Source organism: Candidatus Aquicultor secundus, from assembly GCF_002791875.1.
Taxonomy (GTDB): Bacteria; Actinomycetota; Aquicultoria; order Aquicultorales; family Aquicultoraceae; genus Aquicultor_A; species Aquicultor_A secundus.
In genome coordinates, this window is the sequence record NZ_PFNG01000012.1 from 1,074 (window position 1) to 1,418 (window position 345).

Annotated in this window: 2 protein-coding genes; one reads left to right on the plus strand and one right to left on the minus strand. The window is 52.2% G+C overall.

Features of this window, described 5'->3' with window-relative positions; genetic code table 11:
* Positions 1-57 precede the first annotated feature (57 nt).
* A complete protein-coding gene (rpsT, locus tag COY37_RS00350) occupies positions 58-153 on the plus strand; it encodes a 30S ribosomal protein S20 (RefSeq protein WP_286975464.1) in 96 nt (31 codons plus the stop codon).
* Here rpsT and COY37_RS00355 read toward each other — a convergent pair.
* Positions 134-345 (minus strand): VanZ family protein (locus tag COY37_RS00355; protein WP_286975461.1); only part of this gene is annotated, 212 nt, incomplete at its 5' end. The genes rpsT and COY37_RS00355 overlap by 20 nt on opposite strands.

Below are 345 nucleotides of genomic sequence, written 5' to 3' on the forward strand. Positions count from 1 at the left end.
ATAGTCGCCGGCAACCGTGATGCAGTCGAAGCAGCACTTAAGGTTGCTATAAAGAACCTGGACAGAGCCGCCGAGAAAGGCATCATCCACAAGAACAACGCCGCCAACAAAAAGTCGCGCCTGATGAAGAAGCTCAACAAAGTGGTCGTCTAAGTAGCGCGGTCGCTTTGCTTGCTACCCAGGCAAAACTAGCGAAAATTAGAAACCCGCCGAAGTCGAGGATGACATCCTTAACCATGCCCGTTCGATCGCCAATCAAGGTCTGATGCCATTCATCGAGCACAGCGACCACAATTAGTATACCGGCCGCTACCATCCACCTGCGCCAATCAGGCAAGCCTGTAT